General features: G+C 70.2%; 2 protein-coding genes. Both read right to left on the bottom strand.

The window, feature by feature from the left end:
* Nucleotides 1-40 precede the first annotated feature (40 nt).
* Nucleotides 41-1,771 (bottom strand): FAD-dependent oxidoreductase, encoded by a 1,731-nt coding sequence (locus NK1_RS04785; RefSeq protein ID WP_063007360.1) that lies wholly within the window; start codon nt 1,769-1,771, stop codon nt 41-43.
* Between the two features lie 520 nt (nt 1,772-2,291).
* Nucleotides 2,292-20,525 carry a non-ribosomal peptide synthetase gene (locus NK1_RS04780; RefSeq protein WP_063007359.1) on the bottom strand — a complete coding sequence of 6,078 codons (18,234 nt, stop codon included), beginning with the start codon at nt 20,523-20,525 and terminating at the stop codon, nt 2,292-2,294.
* Nucleotides 20,526-21,150: the final 625 nt, after the last annotated feature.

The following is a 21,150-nucleotide window of genomic DNA, read 5'->3' as shown; positions in this document are numbered from 1 at the left end:
CGATCGCTCAGCCGCCCCGGGAACACGGAGCCACACCGGCTCAGGCCGGGCGGCCACCCGAGGACATGTGCCGGACCTCCACGATCGGCAGCCGCAACGCGGCAGGGGAGGAGGCCGGAACGACGGGGGCTACCGGCGCGATCGGATCGATGCGCCGGTAGGGCAGATCCATCGGCGGCCGCGGATCGCGCTCGTCCTTGTTCGGCCACATCGAGGCCGCCCGCTCGGCCTGCGCGGCGATCGTCAACGACGGATTCACCCCGAGATTCGCCGAGATCGCCGACCCGTCCACGATGCTCAACGTCGGATATCCGTGCACGCGGTGATACGGATCGATGACACCGTGCTCACGGTCGCCACCGATCACACACCCGCCGATGAAATGCGCCGTCATCGGCACACCGAAGATATCGGGCCAGGTGCTGCCCGCGGTGGCGCCGAGTTTGTCCGCCACGCGCCGCGTCACCTCGTGGCCGGCCGGAATCCAGGACGGATTGGGCTCACCGTAGCCCTGCCTGCTGGTGTAGCGGCGACCGAACAGACCACGCCGGGTGAACGTGGTGATCGAATTGTCCAGGCTCTGCATCACCAGCAGGATCAGCGTCCGCTCACTCCATCGCCGAGTGCGCAACAACCGCACCGTCCGCACGGGGTGGGTGGCCGCGATCGCCAGCACCCGCACCCACCGCGGCACCGCCTTCCCGCCGTCGACCAGATAGGTCTGCAACAGCCCCATCGTGTTCGAACCCTTGCCGTAGCGCACCGGCTCGATATGGGTGTCGGCGGTCGGATGGAACGACGACGTGATCGCCACACCCGCCGTCAGATCCAGGCCGGTATCGACCCGGGTGCGGCCCGCACCCAGAATCGCCTCGGAATTCGTGCGTGTCAGCACGCCCAGCTGCGGCGACAGCGCGGGCAACACCCCGGTGTCGCGCATCCGGAACAGCAACCGCTGTGTACCCCAGGTCCCCGCCGCCAGCACCACGTACCGCGCCGAGAAGCTGCGCCGCCCACCTCGGAATCGGCCCGTGCGGCGCGTCTCGACGCGCCAGCTGCCGTCGTCCTGCGGTCGCAGCGCGGTCACCGTGGTCATCGAATGCACCTGCGCCCCAGCATGTTCGGCCAGACCCAGATAGTTCTTGACCAGCGTGTTCTTCGCACCGTGCCGGCAACCGGTCATGCACTCACCACATTCGATACAGCCCGTGCGCTCCGGTCCGACACCACCGAAATAGGGGTCCGGGCTCACCACTCCGGGTTCGCCGAAATACACGCCGACCGGGGTCGGGACGTAGGTGTCGGCGACACCCATCTCCTCGGCCACCGAGCGGATGATCTCGTCGGCCGGGGTGGTGTGCGGATTCTCCACGACACCGAGCATGCGCCGGGCCTGGTCGTAGTGCGGGGTGAGTTCGGCGTCCCAGTCGGTGATCTCGGCCCACTGGCGGTCCTCGAAGAACGCGCGGCCCGGCTTGTAGAGGGTGTTGGCGTAGTTGAGTGACCCGCCGCCGACTCCGGCGCCGGCCAGAATGAAGCAGTCGCGCAGCCGGTGGATCCGCTGGATGCCGTAGCAGCCCAGTGCCGGCGCCCACAGATAGCGCCGCAGATCCCAGCTGGTGGTGGCGAAGTCGGCGTCGGCGTAGCGTCGCCCGGCCTCGAGCACCGCGACCGAATATCCCTTTTCCACCAATCGCAATGCCGTCACGCTGCCGCCGAATCCGGATCCGACGATCACCACATCGACATCGAAAGGCCGCGCTGCCTCCATGACACCTCCTGCCGAGGACGCTAACAACTCACCAGCGGGCCCGCGAGGTTCTCGTGGCGGGTACCAAACCGCGCGGTGTGCACTGCCCCTGAGTCACAATGCGCCGGCGCGTCGCGCGGTGACTTTCAGCGGATCCGGATCTCGACTCGTTGCGACGAGCCCCCGCCAGCCACCTTAATTACGTCACAGTGACGTTTTAAGGCAGGAGGTCGGGAAGCCGGGGAAGTGGCCGAGAAGGGCAAAGTCTCGACCCGAGACGAGCGACAGAAAATATTCCGGCAAATCGGACCGGAGGCGAAAAAGTTCATCCGGCGGATTACGGCTGATTTGTGCGAGACGTCGCCGACGTCGAGCACCGTCGGCAGCAGACGAGAGGGTCCAGCGACGAGCCGAGGCGTCGGAGCTCGAGCGCCGAAACATACTGATACACAGGCGTAAACGCAGCCTCCAGCGTCTGTTCCGTTGCGCCGATAATCTACATTATGTCAAGTAATGGCAGTCCGGCCCGAAGACCCATCCCTCACCGATCCAGCCGGCGGTTGAGGATCTTCGCGATCTCGGCGACCACAGCCGGTTCGGTCATCGCCAAGTGCTCGGCGGCGATATCGACGTTCGAAATCTGACCACTGACGAACCGGGCCCATCCCTCGTGGCCCGTGGCGTCGGCGCGCCGGTCCTTCGTGGCGGTGAAATACAGCATGTCGGCATCGAGCACCGGCGGCTGCCAGGCGCTCGCGGCGCGGATCGACAGGTTGTAGGCGTCGGTCATGCGTTCGATGGTCGCGGCGTCGATGGCGAAGCTGTCGCCCAGCTGCCGGCGGATCAGGTCGGCGGCCTCTTCGGCGGTCGCGTCGGCGCCGACGACATCGATGCCCATGACCGGGCCGAGATTGCTGATCAGCTCCCCTGGCGTGGCCTCGGAGACCTCGGTGGCGTCGATTCCTTCGGCTTCGGCGTCCAGCAGCGCCAGCAACGCGACTTCCTCACCGGCCGCCCGCATTTCGGCGGCGACGGCGTGCGCGATCTGCCCGCCCAGCGACCAGCCGAGCAGATGGTAGGGCCCGTGCGGCTGGATGGCGCGGATCTCCTGGAAGTAGCGGCGCGCGATCTCCTCGAACGTCTGCGGGCCGGGCACTTCCCCACCGATCTGCGGCGCCTGCAGGCCGTAGATCGGGCGGTCGCCGGCGAGGTGGTCACCGAAGGTGTAATAGCACCACGACAGGCCCGAGGCGGGATGGATGCAGAACAGCGGTGGCCGGCTGCCGCCGGTCCGGATCGGCAGCACGACGTCCAATCCGAAGGCGGCGGGACCGGATTCGTGGTGCCCGTTGCTCATTCCGGTTTCGATGCGCTTGGCGAGGTCGGCGGGATTCGGATCCGACAACATCCATCCGAGCGGGATCTCGAAGTGCAGTTCCTTGGTGAGTTCGCTGGCGACCTGCACCGAGCGCAGCGAGTTGCCGCCGAGGGCGTAGAAGTCGTCGTCGGCTCCGACATGGGTGACGCCGAGAACGTGCTCGAACGCGCGGGCGATCTCGCCTTCCAGCCAGGACGACGGTTCGCGGAACTCCCCTACCGCGGCCACCGGTTCGGGCAGCCGGGCACGGTCGAGTTTGCCGGATGCGGTGAGCGGCACGGTGTCGAGCACCATGAGCGTGGTGGGCACCATGTAGTTGGGTAGTTCGGCGGCGGCGTGCGCGAGGACGGCGTCGGTGTCGACGGTGGCGCCGGCGGCGGGTACGAGATAGCCGACGAGCTGGGCGGCGATCTCACTGGAGTGGACGACGGCGATGGCGCGGGCGACCCCGGGATATTCGGCGAGCACGGTTTCGATTTCGCCGAGTTCGATGCGCAGGCCGCGCAGTTTGACCTGGAAGTCGGTGCGGCCCAGGTATTCCAGTTCGCCGTCGCGGCGGCGGCGCCGCACGAGGTCGCCGGTGCGGTACATGCGCCCGCCGTCGTTGTAGGGGTCGGGCACGAACCGTTCGGCGGTGAGGCCGGGGCGGGCGTGGTAGCCGCGGGCGATCTGGGTGCCGGCGAGGTACAGGTCCCCCGCCACTCCGGGGGGCACGGGGTTGAGCCGGGCGTCGAGGACGTAGGCGCGGGCGTTCCAGACGGGCCGGCCCATCGGCACGCTGCCCTGGTCGGCGGCGGTGACGCGGTGGGAGGTGACGTGCACGGTGAATTCGGTGGGTCCGTAGAGGTTGTCGAGTTCGACGTCGGGCAGTACGCGCCGGACGGCGGCCACGGTGTCGGAACCGAATGCCTCTCCCCCGATGAGCAGCGCGCGCAGCGAGGTCAGGGTGCGGGCGGGTGCGGCTTCGGCGAACACGGCGAGCATGGACGGCACGAACGAGGTGATCGTGATCTGTTGTGCGGCAATGATTTCGGCGAGGTAGGCGGGGTCGGTGTGGCCGTCGGCGCGGGCGATGACGAGGCGGGCGCCGACGCCGAGGGTGGCGAACAGTTCCCAGACCGAGACGTCGAAGGTGGCCGGTGTCTTCTGCAGGACCACATCGTCGGCGGTGAGTTCGTATTCGTCGCTGAGCCAGCGGATCTGGTTGGCGGCCGCGCCGTGCGGGACGGCGACGCCTTTGGGGCGGCCGGTGGATCCGGAGGTGAACAGGACGTAGGCGGTGTTGTCCGGTCGCAGTGCGGCGTGGCGTTCCCGGTCGGTGACGGGTGTGTCGTCGAAGGCGGACAGGTCGATGCCGTCGAGGGTGGACAGGACGACGACGGGGGTGGCGGTGGCCAGCATGTAGTCGATGCGGTCGGCGGGCAGGTCGGGGTCGACGGGCACGTATCCCCCGCCGGCGGCGAGGACGGCGTAGAGGGCGGTGACCTGGTCGAGTGAGCGGCGCATCCGCACGGCGACCAGCTTTTCCGGGCCGACGCCGCGGGTGATGAGCCAGCGAGCGAGCCGGTTGACGCGGGCGGAGAACTGCCCGTAGGTCAGGGACCGGTCCTCGTAGGTGATGGCGGTGCGGTCGCGGTATACGGGGACGGCGTCGGCGAACATGGAGGTCAGTGTCTCGGCGGTGGCCAGCGCGTACTGGGTGGAGTTCCAGCGGACCACGACGTCGTGGCGTTCGTCGGCGTCGAGCAGGTCGACGTCGTGGACGAGTTGGGTGGGGTCGGCGACGAGGGCGCGGAGCAGGCGGTCGAGGCGGGCGGCGATGGCGGTGACGGTGTCGGGGTCGAACAGGTCGCGGGCGTAGGTGATGCCGCCGGTGATGCCGGCGGGGGCGCCGTGGTCGTCGTAGCTGTCGGAGACGGTGATCTGCAGGTCGAACAGGGAGGTGTCGAGGTCGGCTTCGACGGCGGAGAGGGTGAGTTCGGGGAGTTCGAATTCGGTGCCGGTGAGGTTCTGGAAGGCGAGCATCACCTGGAACAGGGGGTGGTGGGCGTGGGAGCGGGCGGGGTTGAGTTCCTGGACGAGTCGTTCGAACGGGACGTCGGCGTGGCCGAAGGCGGCGAGGTCGGTGTCGCGGACCTGTTCGAGCAGGTCGGTGAACGTCAGGTCGGTGCCGACGTGGGTGCGCAGGACGAGGGTGTTGACGAACATGCCGACGAGGTCGTCGAGTTCGGGTTCGCCGCGTCCGGCGTAGGGGGTGCCGATGGTGATGTCGTCGGTGCCGGCGAGGCGGGCGAGGACGGCGGCGAGGGCGGCGTGGAAGACCATGAACAGGGTGGTGTTGTGGGCGCGGGCGATGTGCTGGAGCCCGGCGTGGAGTTGGGGGTCGACGGTGAGGGGCACGGCGGCGCCGGCGTAGGTTTGCACGGGCGGTCGCGGCCGGTCGGTGGGCAGGGCGAGCAGTGCGGGCACGTCGGCGAGTTGTGTTGTCCAGTAGTCGATCTGGGCGTGCAGGAGCGAGTCGGGGTCGCTGTCGTCGCCGAGGACGGTGCGTTGCCAGAGGGCGTAGTCGGCGTATTGGACGGGCAGGGGTGGCCAGGCGGGGGCGTCGCCGTCGAGTCGGGCGGTGTAGGCGATGGTGAGGTCGCGGGCCAGTGGTGCCAGGGAGGATCCGTCGCCGGCGATGTGGTGGACGACGAGGGCGAGGATCCAGGTGTCGTCGCCGATGTCGTAGAGCCGGATGCGCAGCGGCACGGTGGTGGTGACGTCGAAGACGGTGGCCAGTAGCGATGAGAGGGTGTGTGGGAGTTCGGTTTCGGGGATGCGGGTGATGGTCAGGGGTGGGACGGCGTCGGCGGGTGGGAGGATTTTCTGGGTGGGTTCGCCGTCGACGGCCGGGTAGATGGTGCGCAGTACTTCGTGTCGGGTGATGACGTCGCCGATGGCGGCGTGCAGGGCGTCGGTGTCGAGGCGGCCGGTGAGCCGGATGACGATGGGGATGCTGTAGGCGGGGGTGTCGGGTTCGAAGCGGTTGAGGAACCACATGCGCTGTTGTGCGTAGGACAGCGGAAGGTGGTGTGGGCGTGGTTGTTCGGTGAGGGCGATGCGGCGGGTGTCGGCGTGGGATTCGGCGCGGGCGGCGAGTTTGGCGACGGTGGGTGCGTCGAAGATCATCGAGACGGGGACGCGGGTGTCGAGGGCGGCGCCGATGCGGGCGGCGGCGCGGGTGGCGACGAGGCTGTTGCCGCCGAGGTCGAAGAAGTTGTCGTCGGCTCCGATGGCGGTGTCGAGGCCGAGGAGGTCGGCGAAGATGCCGGCGACGATTTCCTCGACCGGTGAGGCGGGTGCGCGGAATGTCTCGGTGTGCAGGACGGGTTCGGGTAGTGCGCTGCGGTCGAGTTTTCCGTTGGGCGACAGGGGGATCGCGTCGAGGATCATGACGGCGGCGGGCACCATGTAGGGCGGGAGCGCGTCGGCGATCGCGGTGGTCAGTTCGGTGGCGGTGGGTGTGGCGCCGGGTGCGGGGACGACGTAGGTGACCAGCATGGCGGGGGCGTTGCCGTGGCGGTGGGCGATGGTGGCGGCGAAGGCGATGTCGGCGCGGGCGTCGAGGACGGCGTCGATCTCGCCGAGTTCGATGCGGTAGCCGCGGACTTTGACCTGGAAGTCGTTGCGTCCGACGAATTCGATGTCGCCGTGGGTGTTCCAGCGCACGAGGTCGCCGGTGCGGTACATGCGGGTGCCTGGTTCGCCTGCCGGGCAGGGCACGAATCGGGTGGCGGTGGTGGCGGTGCGGTTGAGGTAGCCGCGGGCCGGTGCGTGCCCGGCCAGGTAGAGTTCGCCGACCACGCCGGCGGGGACGGGATGCAGGCGGGTGTCGAGGATCAGTGCGTGCATGCCGGGTAGTGGGGTGCCGATGGTGGGCCGGTCCCCCGGGTGCAGTGGCCGGGTGGCGGTGGCGAGGATGGTGGTTTCGGTGGGGCCGTAGAGGATGCGGAATTCGCGGGTGCCGTGGCGGTCGGTGCCTGCCCACCGGTTGATCAGTTCGGCGGGGACTTCTTCGCCGCCGGAGAGCACCAGTTGCAGGTCGTCGAGTCCGGTGGGGTCGACCGAGGCGAGGGCGGCGGGGGTGACGAAGGCGTGGGTGACGTGCCGGGTGCGTAGCAGGTCGGCGAGGTCGTCGCCGCCGTAGGTGGCGGGGGGTGCGATGACGAGGGTGGCGGCGCCTGCGGTGGCGAACAGGATTTCCATCAGCGAGGCGTCGAAGGACGGTGAGGCGAAGTGCAGGAATCGGGCGCCGGGTCGGATGTGGTAGTCGGCGCGTTGGGTGGCGACGAGGTCGGCGATGCCGGTGTGGGTGACGGCGACGCCTTTGGGGCGGCCGGTGGATCCGGAGGTGAAGACGACGTAGGCGGTGGTGGTGGGGCGCAGGGGCTGTAGCCGGTCGTGGTCGTCGATGGGGTTGTCGGGGTGGGTGTCGAGTTGTGCGATGGTTTCGGGGGCGTCGAGGGTGATCCAGTGGGCGGTGTCGGGTAGTCGGTGGCGGGCGGTGGTGACGGTGATGCCCAGTGCGGCAGCCGAATCGGTGATCATGTGGTCGATGCGGTGGGCCGGGTAGGCGGGGTCGACGGGTACGTAGGTGGCGCCGGTTTTCACGACGGCCCACCAGATGAGTACGGATTCGGTGGAGCGGGGCGCGGCGGCCAGGACGGGGATTTCGGGTCCGGCGCCGTGGTCGATGAGTAGCCGGGCCAGGCGGTTGGAGCGCTGGTCGAGTTCGGTGTAGGTGAGGCCGTCGTCGCCGGTGGTGAGGGCGAGGCCGTCGGGGTTGCGGCGGACGGCGTCGGCGAATATGGCGGGCAGCAGCGGTGATTCGGGTGTGGGTGCGGTGCGGGGGCCGATGCTGGAGAGCAGGGTGTGGCGTTCGCGGGGGTCCAGCCAGTCGATGTCGCCGACGGGGGTGTCGGGGGTGGTGGCGACGGTGTCGAGGATCCGCAGCAGTCGTTGTACGAATCCGGTGACGGTGTCGGGGTCGAACAGGTCGCGGGCGTACATCAGCATGCCGGACAGGCCTTGGGCCGCACCGGTTTCGGTGGAGGTGTCGGAGATGACGAGTTGGAGGTCGAATTGGCTGGTGCCGGTGTCGACGTCGGCGCGGGAGACGGCGACGTCGGGGAGGGCGATGTCGATGGCGCCGGTGTTCTGGAAGGCCAGCACCACTTGGAACAGGGGGTGCGCGGCGGTGGTGCGGTGTGGGTTGAGTTCTTCGACGATGCGTTCGAAGGGGACGTCGGCGTGGTCGAGGGCGTGCAGGTCGGTGTCGCGGGTGCGGGCCAGCAGTTCGGTGAACGGTTCGGCGGGGTCGAGGGGTGTGCGCAGGGCGAGGGTGTTGACGAACATGCCGACGAGGTCGTCGAGGCCGGGTTCGCCGCGTCCGGCGACGGGGGTGCCGATGACGATGTCGTCGGTGTCGGCGAGTCGTCCGAGCAGGACGGCGAGGGCGGCGTGGACGACCATGAACAGGGAGGTGCCGTGGTCGCGGGCCAGTGTCTGCAGGTGCTGGTGCAGGGGTGCGGGGATGTCGAGGGGGACGCGGCCGCCGGTGAGGGTGGCGACGGTGGGCCGGGGCCGGTCGGTGGGCAGGTCGAGTAGGTCGGGTGCGCGGTCGAGGGTGGTGCGCCAGTAGTCGAGCTGGGTCGACATCAGTGAGGTGGGGTCGTCGGCGGCGCCGAGGACTCGGCGTTGCCACAGCGCGAAGTCGGCGTATTGCACGGGCAGTGGCTGCCAGTGTGGGGGTTGTCCGGTGTGGCGGGCGGCGTAGGCGGTCATGACGTCGCGGGCCAGCGGGGCCATGGATTGTCCGTCGCCGGCGATGTGGTGCACGACGAGGATCAGCATGTATCGGCTGGTGGTGTCGGTGTCGGTGGTGATGTCGAACAGGGCGACGCGCAGCGGTACCTGGGTGGAGACGTCGAAGCCGCGGCGCACGAATTCGGTGAGACGTTGCGGGAGGGTGTCGTGGGCGGGGTGGCCGGTTTCGAGGGTGATCGGTGCCCGGTCGAGGATGAGCTGGCGGGGTTCGCCGTCGGTTTCGGGGTAGATGGTGCGCAGCACTTCGTGGCGGGCGAGGACGTCGTCGAGTGCGGCGCTGAGTGCGTCGGTGTCGAGGCGTCCGGACAGCTGCAGCATGACGGGGATGTTGTAGGCGGCGGAGTCGGGTTCGAAGCGGTTGAGGAACCACATGCGTTGCTGGGCCAGCGACAGTGGGATGGGGTCGGGGCGGTGGCCGGCGGTGAGTGGGATGCGGGCGGTGCCGTGCAGGGTGCGGGCGGCTCGGGCGAGGGCGGCGACGGTGGGTTCTTCGAAGATGGTGCGGACGGGGATGCGCACGTCGAGGGCGGCGCCGATGCGGGCGGCGACGAGGGCGGCGCTGAGCGAGTCGCCGCCGAGGGCGAAGAAGTCGTCGTCGGCGCCGACGTGTTCGGCGTCGAGGACTTGTTCGTAGGCGCGGGCGACGATGTCTTCGGCCCAGGTGGTGGGTGCGCGGAAGGTGCGGGCGGTTTCGGGTGGCCGGGGTAGTCGGTCGCGGTCGAGTTTGCCGGTCGGGGTGAGCGGCACCTCGTCGAGGATCATGACGGCGGCGGGCACCATGTAGGGCGGAAGTGCTCGGGCGAGTGTGGTTTTCAGGTCGGTGTCGGACAGGGTGGTGCCGGCGGCGGGGGTGACGTAGGAGACGAGGGTGGTGGGGCGGCCGTCGTCGGTGCGTGGGATGGTGACGGCGAAGGCGACGTCGGGGTGGGTGGCCAGGGCGGCGTCGATTTCGGCGAGTTCGATGCGGTTGCCGCGGACTTTGACCTGGAAGTCGTTGCGTCCGACGAATTCCAGGTCGCCGCTGCCGGTGCGGCGCACGATGTCGCCGGTGCGGTACATGCGGGTGCCGGGTGCGCCGAAGGGGCAGGCGACGAAGCGGGTCGCGGTCAGTGCGGTGCGGTCTTTGTAGCCGTCGGCGAGTCCGGGGCCGAGCAGGTACAGCTCCCCCGCGACGCCGTGCGGGACGGGCCGCAGCCAGGTGTCGAGGACGGTGGTGGTGACGGGGCCGGCGGGGGTGCCGATGGTGATCGGCGCGCCGGGGGTCAGTGGTGCGCTGGCGGTGGCCCAGATGGTGGATTCGGTGGGTCCGTAGAGGTTGATCATGGTGCGTCCGGGTGCCCACCGGTCGACGAGTTCGGGGCCGACGGGTTCGCCGGCGGTGGCCAGCACGCGCAGGGTGTCGAAGCGGTCGCCGGGGATGGTGGCCAGCGCCGACGGTGTCAGCACGACGTGTGAGATGTGTTCGTACTGAATGAGTTTCGCCAGGTCGGGGCCGCCGTAGACGTCGGGTGGGGACACGACCAGGCGGCCGCCCGCGCCGTGGGCCATGAGCAGTTCGAAGATGGAGGCGTCGAAGCTGGGTGAGGCGACCTGCAGGACGGCGGAGTCGGCGGTGACGGCGAGCAGGCGCTGCTGCGCGGTGACGAGGTCGGTGAGGCCGCGGTGGGTGACCAGGACACCTTTGGGTGTTCCGGTGGATCCGGAGGTGTAGATGAGGTAGGCGGTGTGGTCGGGGGTGAGTGTGGTTCCGCGTTCGGTGTCGGTGATCGGTGCGGCGGATTCGGTGTCGAGGGCGTGGACGGTGTCGGGGTCGTCGAGGGTGAGCCAGTCGATGTGCTGGGCCGGGTGGGCGGTGTCGGGGTGGGTGCTGTCGGTGTGGGTGATGCCGAGGGTGGCGCCGGAGTCGTCGAGCAGGAAGGTGATGCGGTCGGCGGGCAGGCGGGGGTCGATCGGCACGAACGCGGCGCCGGTCTTCGCGGCGGCCCAGATGGTGACGACGGCGTCCAGGGAGCGTGGCAGCGCGCTGGCGAGCACGGTGTGCGGGGTGAGGCCGCGGCGCAGCAGCAGCCGCGCGAGCCGGTTGGATCGCTGGTCGAGGTCGCGGTAGGTGACGGTGTCGGTGCCGCAGAGGGCGGCGACGGCGTCGGGGTGGGCGGCGGCGGTGGCGGTGAGGATGTCGCCGAAGGTGCGTGGCCGGTGGTGGGTGTGGTCCGGGTGGGCGGGTTCGGTGTCGCCGGGCGCGGTGAGGCGGGCCAGGTGGGTGGCCGGGTGGTCGGCGATGCGGTGCAGGAGTGCGACGAATCGGTCGAGGATCCAGTGGGCGCGGTGGGTGTCGATTTCGTCGTCGAGGTAGCGCAGGGTGATGCGCAGCCCGGCCTCGGCGGTCGGGTCGGTGTGGGTGGCGGTGGGTTCGGGGGCGACGACGAGGCTGAGCGGGTACGGGGTGGCGTCGACGCCGGTGATGTCGTCGATACGCAGCCCGGCGGCGTCGACGAGGTGCTGCAGGGCGGGCCGGTCGACGGGGAAGGACTGGAAGGCGACGGCGGTGTCGAACAGTGCGGTCATTCCGGCGGCGCGGTGGATGTCGGGCAGTCCGATGTGGTGGTGGTCGAGCATGCGGGTCTGGTGTTGCTGGATGCGGGTCAGCAGTTGCTCGACGGTCAGGGTGGGGTCCAGGGGGACGCGCACGGGGATGGTGTTGAGGAACATGCCGAGTGTGCGGTCGACCTGCGGGAGTTCGGGGGGCCGGCCGGAGACGGCGGATCCGAAGACGACGTCGGTGTCGCCGGTGAGTTCGCGCAGGGTCAGCGCCCAGGCGGCGGCGACGGCGGTGTTGACGGTGACGGTCGCGTCGGCGGCGACACGGCGCAGGTCGGCGACGCGCTGCGCGGGCAGCACGGTGTCGATTTCGCCGGCGGAGGTGTCGCGGTGGGCGGCGTCGGCGCGGGCGACGCGGGTGGGTGATTCGACGTCGGCGTATTCGTGGGCCCAGGCGGCGGTGGAGGCGGCGAGGTCTTGGCGGTGCAGCCAGCTCAGGTAGTCGCGGTAGCTGGGGGCGGGTCCGGCGGTGTCGATGTGGGCGGGGGTGGCGTAGTACGCGAGTAGTTCGCTCATCAGCAGCGGCATGGACCAGCCGTCGAGGATGACGTGGTGGTTGGTGACGAGCAGCCGGAAGGTGTCGGGGCGCACGGTGATCAGGGTGAACCGGATCAGCGGCGGCGCCGACAGGTCGAACCCTTCGGCGGCGTCGTCGGCGGCCACCCGGTCGAGGCCGGTGTCGTCGGTGTCGGTGAGGTCGGTGTCGGTGAGATCGATGTGGCGGAAGCGGACGGGTGCGTGGGCGAGCACGATCTGGCAGGGTCCGGCGCTGGTGTCGGTGAAGGCGGCGCGCAGGATGTCGTGGCGGTCGACGAGGGCTTGGGCGGCGCGGCGCAGCCGTTCGGCGTCGACGGCGCCGGTGAAGCCGATCGCGGTCTGGACGGTGTAGTTGTCGCCGGCGCCGGGGTTGTAGGTGGAGTGGAAGCGGATTCCGGCTTGCATCGGCGACAGCGGCCACACGTCGGCCAGCTCCGGGTAGCGGTGGTCGAGGCGTTCGACGTCGGCGGCGGTCAGTTCGACGAGCGGGAAGTCCGCGGGGCGCGGGGGCCGGTTTTCGGCGCGGTGGGCCGGTTCGCGCGACAGCGACGGGTCGGCGGGGACGGTGCCGTGAACGAGTTCGGCAAGGGCGGCAACGGTTTTGGCTTCGAAGACGTCGCGTGGGGTGAGGGTGAGCCCGGCCTCGCGCGCCAACGCCACCAGGCGCATGGACACGATGCTGTCGCCGCCGAGGGTGAAGAAGTTGCTGTCGGCGTAGACGGTGTCGCGGTGCAGGACTTCGGCGAACAGTTTCGCCATGAGTTGTTCGTCGGCGGTGGCCGGGGCCCGTCCACCGGTCTCGCCGGTCCGCACGTCGAGTGCGCGCAACGCTTTCCGGTCGATCTTGCCGACCGGGGTGCGGGGCATCTCGGGCAGTTCGACGATGGCGGCCGGGTTCATGTAGTGGGCCAGTTCGCGTTCCAGGTCGGCGTGCAGGGCGGCCGCGTCGAGGGTGGCGCCGGGTGCGGCGACGACGTAGGACACCAGCACGGGTTCGCCGGCAGGTCCGGGGCGGTCGACGGTGGCGGCGGCGGCCACGGTGTCGTGGCGGGCCAGCCGGGCGTCGATCTCCCCCGGTTCGATGCGCAGGCCGTGGATCTTGACCTGCTGGTCGCTGCGGCCGAGGTATTCCAGTTGCGGTCCGTGCGGGGTGTGCAGCCAGCGCACGCTGTCGCCGGTGCGGTAGAGGCGTTGTCCGCGAGACGATTCCGGGTCGGCGACGAAGCGGGCGGCGGTGGTGGCGGGGCGGTCGAGGTAGCCGCGGGCCAGGGCGGGGCCGCGCACGTACAGTTCGCCGGCCACCCCGGCGGGGACGGGCCGCAGCCACATGTCGCGCACGGTGACCGACAGTCCGTGGATCGGGGTGCCGATGGTGACGGGTTCGCCGGGGGTGAGTGCGTCGGATCCGGTGGCCCACACGGTGGTTTCGGTGGGACCGTAGTGGTTCATCAGCCGCCGCCCGGGCGCCCAGCGGCCGATGAGGTCGCTGCCGGTGGCCTCCCCCACGACCGCGATGGTCGTCAGTGCCGGCACGTGCGCGGGATTCATCGTGTCGAGCACTGTCGGGGTGATGATGGCATGGGTCACCCCGTGGGTGTGCAGCAGGTCTTCGAGTCCGGCGCCGCCGTAGACGTCGGGCGGTGCGATCACGAGGCAGGCGCCGTGGCCGTGGGCGAGCAGCAGTTCCGACAGGCTGGCGTCGAATCCGGGTGAGGCGACCTGCAAGACGGTCGAGGTGGTGTCGACACCGAAGGCGTCGGCGTGTGCGGCGGCCAGTCCGGCGAGTCCGCGGTGGGTCAGGTGCACGGCTTTGGGGGTGCCGGTCGATCCGGAGGTGTAGATCAGGTAGGCGGCGTGGTCGAGCCGCACCTCGTGCACGGTGGTGGTGTCGGGTTCGGCGGTCAGGTCGGTGTCGGCGTGGATCCAGTCGACGGTGCCGGGGAGCCGGTGCGCGAGGGCGCTGGTCGTGACGCCGAGGGCGGTGCCGGAGTCGGCGAGCAGTTCGGCGATGCGTTCGCCGGGGTTGCCCGGATCCAGCGGCAGGAACGCCGCCCCGGTTTCGGCGACCGCCCAGATCGCGACCGGCAGTTCGATCGAACGCGGAACGACTACGGCGACAACGGTTTCCGGTCGTGCGCCGCGGGCGAGCAGCCGCTGCGCGAGCCGGTGGGCCCGCGCGGCGAGTTCCCGATAGGTGAGGGTGGTGGTCCCGGCGCGCACGGCCACCGCGTCCGGGTGCGCGCGGGCGGTGCCGGCGAGGATGTCGCGCAGGGTGCGCCCGGCCGGTTCCCTGTGTGTCGCCGGAATCGGTTCGGCCGCTTCGGCATTCGAGCCAGCGCTGATCGTGGCGACGGTCGCGGTGGGGTCGGCGGTGATCTGGTCGAGGATCTGTTCGTAGCGGTCGAGCAGGGTGCGGGCGGTGTCGGTGTCGAGCCGGTCGCAGGAGAAGCGCAGCATCACGGTGTGGGTGGCGGCGGTGGCCGCGTCGGGGTCGCTGTCGCGGCCGGGTCGCGGCGGGGTCACCTGCAGGCTCAGCGGGTACGGGGTGGCGTCGTGGGCGTCGACGTCGACGAGCCGCAACCCGGCCGCGCGCAGATTGTGGGTCAGTTGTTCGCGGTCGAGCGGATAGGACTCGAGGACGGTCACCGTGTCGAACATGTCGCCGAAACCGGTGGCGCGTTGCAGTTCGGCCAGCCCGAGATGGCGGTGATCGAGGGTGGCGGCCTGTTCGGACTGCACCCGGGTCAGCAGGCCGGCGACGGTTTCGGCGGGTTCGAGCCGGATCCGCACGGGCACGGTGTTGATGAACAGCCCCACCATCCGCTCGACTCCCGGCAGCTGGGGTGGGCGGTCGGAGACGGTGTTGCCGAACACGATGTCGGCGCGGCCGGTCAGGGTGGTGAGCAGCAGCGCCCACGCCACCTGCACGGTGGTGTTGGCGGTGACACCGTAGGCGCGCGCCAGGTCGGTGATCGCGGCGGTGGTCTCGGCGGACAGGTTGCGGCTGACGTCGGCGTTGTCGGCGGGCACGGTCCGGTCCGGGCGTCCGGTGACCAGGGTCGGGCTCTCGATACCGGCGAGCACGGTGCGCCAGGCGGTGATCGCGGCATCGCGGTCCTGGTTGTGCAGCCAGTGCAGGTAGTCGCGGTAGGTGCCGGCCGGTGGCAGGGTGGCCGGATCGCCGTCCGCGGCGTAGACGGTGAGCAGTTCGTGGATCAGCAGCGGCATCGACCAGCCGTCGAGCACGATGTGATGGTTGGTGAGCAGCAGTTCGAAGCGGCTCGTGCCGGTGCGGATCAGGTGGAAACGCAGCAGCGGCGGGCGGGCGGGGTCGAACGGGGCGGACGCGGCGTCGGTGATGCGGCGGCGTTCGCGGGCGCGTTCCCCGGCGTCGGCGATGTCGGTGAGGTCGCTGTCGTGCCAGTCGGCGCGCACACCGCTCATCACGATCTGGCGAGGCCCGGCCGCGGATTCGACGAAGGCGGTGCGCAGGCTGTCGTGGCGGTCGATCAAGGTTTGGGCCGCGGCCCGCATGCGGGCGGTGTCGACCTGCCCGTCGAGGGTGAGTGTGGCCTGCACGGTGTAGCCGTCGGCGCGGTCGGTGTCGTAGACGGCGTGGAACAGCAGCCCGGCCTGCAGTGCGGTCAGCGGCCACACGTCGGTCATGGTCGGATATTCCAGCTGCCAGCGGTCGATATCGTCCTGGGTGAGGTCCACGAGCGGGAAATCCGAGGGGGTGAATCCGCCGGCGGTGTCGCTGCGGGCGTGGGTGGCGAGCCCGCGCAGCGCCCGCACCCACAGGCCGGCCAGTTCCTCCACGTCCGCGCTGTCGAGCACGTCGGTGGCGAATTCCCAGGTGGCGTCGAGTTCGAGGCCGTCGGGGCCGGGTTCGGCGATCGCGTTGACATCCAGGACGGCCGGCAGCGCCATCGCCGGGTCGCCGGTCGCGGTGAGGGAGGTGAATTCGGTGGTCGGTGTCCACGGCCCGGACTGTTCGTGCACGCCGACGCGGCCGAGGTAGTTGAACGCGATCTGCGGTTCGGGCGCGGCAGCCAGTTCGGCCCCGGCGTCGGGGTCGAGGCAGCGCAGCATGCCGTAGCCGATGCCGTTGCCGGGGATCGCGCGCAACTGTTCCTTGGCTCGCACGATCGCCGTTCCCGCGGCGGCGCCGCCGGCGAACGCGTCGTCGGCGTCGACGCCGCGCAGGTCCAGGCGCACCGGGAAGCGGGTGGTGAACCAGCCGACGGTGGAGCTGAGGTCGGCGCCGGGCACGGCGTTTTCCTCGCGGCCGTGTCCTTCGAGTGAGATCAGTTCGGTGTCGGTGTCGACGCCGCGGCGGCGACGCCACTGTCGCAGCGCCAGCGCCAGCGCCGCCAGCAGCGGATCGTTGGGTGTGCCGTGGAAGCGGGCCGGGACGGTGGTGAGCACCGCTTCGGACACGTCGGCGGGCACGTGCACCTCGACGCGGCCCGCGGTGGCCGCGGTGTCGCGTGCCGGGTCCAGACGTCTCGTGCCGAGCAGCGTCTCCCCCGGCGCGAGCACGCTCTTCCACAGCTCGAGTTCGCCGGCGCGGCGGCTCGCGGCCTGTTCGGTGAGTCCGTGGCTCCAGCGCCGCACCGACGTGGTGGCCGGACCGAACGCGGGTTCGGCGCCGGCGCTGATCTGCTGCCACGCACCGGCCAGATCGGCGAGCACGATCCGCCACGACACCGCGTCGACCGCGAGGTGGTGGATCACCACCCACATCAGGTCGGGGCCGGTGGTGTCGTCGCTCATCCGCACCAGGTGCACCAGCACCCCGTGGGCGGGATCGAGCCGGTCGGCGGCCGCCTGCAAGCGGGCGTCGATCTCGGTGGCGTCGCGGCGCGGCAACCGCACCGACTCGAACAGTGCGGCGGCGTCGACCGTGCCGGGCGCGGCCACCTCGACCGACCGGTCCGAGCCGGTACCGCGCAGGGCCGCGCGCAGCATGTCGTGGCGATCCAGCACCGCGGCCAGCGCCGCGACCAGGTCGGCGTCGTCGACGTGGTCGGGCAGTTCGATGAGGGTGGCCTGCGCGAATCGGTCGAATCGGCCGCGGTCGAGCATCGCGTACATGATCGGGGTCAGCGGCATGGATCCGACCGCGCCGCCGGGCAGTTCGGCCAGTTGCGGGCCGCCGCCGGCGTCGGTGGCGACCGCGGCCAGACCGGCCACCGTCTTGTGTTCGAACACGTCCTGGGTGGAGAAGCTCAGCCCCTCGGCCTTGGCGCGGGCCACCAGCTGGATGGACAGGATGCTGTCGCCGCCGAGGGCGAAGAAACTGTCCTCGGCGCCGACGGTCGCCACGTCCAGGATGTCGGCGAACAGATCCGCCACGCGCTGTTCGCGCGGGCCGGCCGGTGCCCGACCGGCCGGTGCGGCGCCGAAGGCCGGTGCGGGCAGGGCGGCGCGGTCGAGTTTGCCGAACGCGTTGACCGGCAGCGCGTCCAACGCCATGATCACCGCGGGCACCAGATGCGGCGGCAGCGTGTCGCGGGCGAAGCGTTGCAGTTCCAGCGGGTCGATGTGGCGGCCGCGCACCGGCACCACATAGGAGGCCAGCACGGTGGCGTCGGCGTTGTTGCGCACCGGCACGGTGACGGAGATGTCGACGTCGGCGTGGGCGGCGAGCGCGGCGTCGATTTCGCCGGGCTCGATGCGGTAGCCGCGGATCTTGACCTGAAAGTCGGTGCGCCCCAGCAACTCCAGCTCGGGTACGGGTCCGTCGCCGACCCAGCGCGCCATATCGCCGGTGCGGTACATGCGTGCCCCGGGCCCGCCGTGCGGGTCGGCGACGAAACGGGCCGCGGTTTCGGCGAAGCGGTGGCTGTAGCCGCGCGCCAGCCCGGGCCCGGCCAGATACAGCTCGCCCGCGGTCCCGGCCGGCACCGCTTGCAGGCAGCGGTCGAGCACCATCGCCGACACGCCGCGGATGGGGCCGCCGACGGTCAGATCAGCGCCCGGTGTGATGGCGGCACTGGCGGCGGTGACGGTGGTTTCGGTGGGCCCGTACTCGTTGAACATCACCGCGGTGTGGGTCCACCGTTCGATCACGTGCGGCGGGCAGGCGTCACCGCCGACCACGACCACCCGCAGTTCGCTCAGCTGCCGCGGATCCACGGTCGCCAGCATCGCCGGGGTGAGGGTGAGGTGGGTGACGTGCTGGGCGGCCAGCAGTTCGGTCAACTCGTCGCCGCCGATCACCTCGGGCGGGACGACCAGCAGGGTCGCGCCGTTGGCGAAGCAGACCAGGAACTGTTCCAGCGAGGCGTCGAAACTCGGCGCCAGCGCATACGACACCCGCGCGCTCGCGTCCACACGGCATACGTCGCTGCGGTCGGCGATGAGGTTCGCCAGCCCCGCGTGGGTGACCTGCACCCCTTTCGGGATGCCGGTGGATCCGGAGGTATAGGTGATGTAGGCGAGGTCGTCGGGGCGCAGCGGGCGCAGGCGTTCGCTCTCGCCGATCGGGGCGCCGGTGGTGTTGTGGCAGGCGGCGGCGGTGCCGCGATCGTCGAGCACCACCGGGGTCACCGTCTGCGGCAGCCGGCCGCGGTAGGCGTCGGCGGTGATGCCGACAGCGGCGCCGCTGTCGGCGATCATGTGCTCGATGCGTTTGGCCGGATATTCGGGGTCCACCTGCACGATGGCGGCGCCAGATTTGGCGACGGCCCAGGCGGCGACGATCGAGTCGATCGAGCGGCGCAGCATGATCGCGACGGTGGTGCCGGGTCCGCAGCCGTGCGCGATCAGTTGCCGGGCCAGCTGGGAGGATCGGGTGTCGAGCTCCCCGTAGGTCAGTGTGGTCTCGGGTGTGGCGATCGCGTCGGAGGCGGGGTGGCGGCAGGCGCTGTCGGCGAGGATGTCGGGCAGCAGCCGGGGCTCGACCGCGTCGTCGCCGCGCACGGGCAGCAGCCGCTGCTGTTCGGCCGGCGCGAGCAGCGGCAGCCGGTCGATGCGGTGATCGGTTCCGCGGGTGAGGAATTCGTGCAGGAACATCAGGAAACGGCCGTGGTGGCCGGCGAGTTCGTCGGGGCGGTAGATGTTCGGGTTGCCCTGGAAGTCGATGTGGGTGCTGTCGCGGCCGGCGCCGGGATAGATGTTGACGAACAGATCGGCGGTGGGCCCGGAGGTGAGCACATGCAGGTGCCCGGTGGTGTCGCCGAGGACGACGTCGTTGTCGATCATCATCAGGTTCACGGCGGGACCGAAGGAGGCGGTCTCGTCGCGGGCGATGCCCATATCGCGGAAGATGTCCTCCTGCCGGTAGCGCTGGCGGCGCAGCGCGCTGGTCAGCTCGCCCTGCACCGCGTCGATCAGTTCGCCGACGCTGCGGGAACCGACCCGCACGCGCAGCGGCACCACATTGGCGACCATGCCGCCGGATCGGCGCAGCATCGCCGAATGCCGGCCCGACACCGGCAGGCTCAGCAGCACCTCCGTGCTGCCGGTCATCCGCGCCAGGTAGGCGGCGAAGGCGGCGACCACGATCGGTGTCACGCTGGTGCTGCGTTCGGCGACCACGGCATCCAGCAGTGCTGCGGTCTCGGGTGCGAGCGCGGCGCTGACCAGCGCCGGATGGATGGTCGGTTTGCCGACGCGTCCGGCGAGGCTGACCACCGGCGGGGCGCCGGCCAGATGTTCGGTCCAGTAGTTGCGGTCGTTGTCGAATCGCGTCGACCCGCGGTAGGCCAGGTCCTGTTCGGTGATCTCGGTCAGATCCTTCGCCGCGGACGCGCTGGGCTCCTCCCCGCGCAGCCACGCGTTGTACAGCTCGGTGATGCGCTGCAGCATGGTCACCGCGGCGAAGCCGTCGAGGGCGATGTGGTGGGCGCGCTGGTACCACAGGTAGTGGTCGTCGCCGACCCGGTAGACGACGCAGGCCATGAGGTGGTCGTGCAGCAGATCCAGGGGGGCGGCGTAGTCCTCGGTCATCAGCCGGTGGGCGGTGGCCACCGGGTCGGCGTGGCGGCGCAGATCCACCACCGAGACCGGGGCGCCGCGGAAGTGGTCGACGTACTGGCAGGGTTCGCCGTCGACCTCGATGATGTGCAGATGCCCGGATCCGAATTCGATGCTCGCGGTGCGGCAGGCTTCCAGGAGCAGGTCGGTATCCAATTCGCCGACGATTTCGACGTATTGCGCCACGGAAATCGGGGACTCCCCCGCGAGGTGCTGGGCGAACCATATTCCGCGCTGCGCCGCGGTCAGCTTGAATACGCCGTCCGGGGCCGGGCGCGGGAATCCGTGTCCCGAGCCGTGTGCGTGTGTTCCGGTACCGGATGCCTGGTGACCGCCGAGTGGCGTTGCGCCGATCCGCGGTGACTTCGGTGCCTGTCGATCGCCGCCGAAGTTGCTTTTGAATTGGGTCACCGGTCCTCCATCGGATCTCTTTACTTCGACGCAGTGATAAGACGCCGGACCGTTCTCCGAAACGACGTTCGCCGTAATGCGTGAAGCAGGTCGAAATGTGCGCCCCGAATTTCTTCAGGCGCGACGAACAACGCCTTCGAAACTGCAGGCGAATATTCGTCCGGGCCGCAAGGCGGTGGTCACGGCGCCCCGGCACGCCGCGCCGACCGCCTCCGTGGACCGTCGGGCCAGGTCAGTGGCCGCGTTTGTGTTCGACGCCACACCGGGGTTCGGAGCCGTCACCGCCGCCGTGCCTGCCGCATATCTCGTGCGCGGCGGTGTGGCCCGTGTCCGGGCCGGGCGGAGCGGGCGGGTTACCCACATCGTTGGTATTCATCGCGTTCACCGGATCACCTTCTGGCACGTGAAGCACCTCACGGCATGTGTCGTAGGTAGATTCGGTGGCGGGACACGCCCGGATAAAAAGTAATTTTTTGATAACTGCGACGTTTCCCCGGTACCAGATAGTCGGACTTTCACCCGGTCGGATGCAGGAAGTACGGGACGCTCCGGGTCGCGGTCCGCGGTTTCCGTGACGGTCGTTATGAAATCGAGCCCCGACGAGGTTCGAATTTCGGTGTGGTCA

This window comes from Nocardia kruczakiae NBRC 101016, assembly GCF_001612965.1.
Taxonomy (GTDB): Bacteria; Actinomycetota; Actinomycetes; order Mycobacteriales; family Mycobacteriaceae; genus Nocardia; species Nocardia kruczakiae.
The sequence above is the reverse complement of the archived record's forward strand: the minus strand, read 5'-3'. Positions and strand labels throughout refer to the sequence as shown.